The following is a 593-nucleotide window of genomic DNA, read 5'->3' as shown; positions in this document are numbered from 1 at the left end:
CGCGATATCACGACATTGACTGATATCTCACGGATCTATGGTATGTTATCTGCGCATACGATGGATAACACTGTTCAAAAGTTCTTGAATACATGGTACAAACGATTCATCTCAAAACGTGGTCGTGCGTTGCTTGAACGAAGCACGTCAAAAAGTCAGCAGGCAGATATATTCCGCCATGTAGCTTACGATTTAAGACGGACGAAGACACGAAGTAAGTATCTACAAGCATGGTCGACGGGTTCCTACTTCATGTTCCGTTCATACATCACTGCCGTGAAGACAAAACGAACGCTACGGACGGCACGACGTAAAAAGATCAAGAACGGTCTGATGCTCTATCGCCTGTTCCAAAAGATGCCGGTCAAAGAGAACCTCGTCTTATTTGAGAGTTTCCTCGGTCGGAGCTATTCTGATAATCCAAAGGCGCTTTACCTGAAATTAAAAGAACAACGCCCAGAACTTGAACTCGTCTGGATTTTCTCGAAAGAACCTTCAGATGACGTCAAGGAAGCTTGTCCAAACTGGGTGCTCAAAAACAGCTTCGCGTACTACCAAGCAATGGCACGTGCCAAGTACTGGGTCTTCAACAC

Annotated in this window: 1 protein-coding gene; it reads left to right on the top strand. The window is 45.4% G+C overall.

What is annotated here, in order from left to right; all coding sequences use genetic code 11:
• Positions 1 to 42 precede the first annotated feature (42 nt).
• Positions 43 to 593, top strand: a 551-nt coding sequence (locus tag B2751_RS10725) for a CDP-glycerol glycerophosphotransferase family protein (protein ID WP_290774715.1), incomplete at its 3' end; no start/stop codon positions are given.

Source organism: Exiguobacterium sp. UBA6282, assembly GCF_002440475.1.
Taxonomy (GTDB): domain Bacteria; phylum Bacillota; class Bacilli; order Exiguobacteriales; family Exiguobacteriaceae; genus Exiguobacterium_A.
Note: the sequence above shows the minus strand (reverse complement) of the source record. Positions and strands in the feature narration are given on the sequence as shown.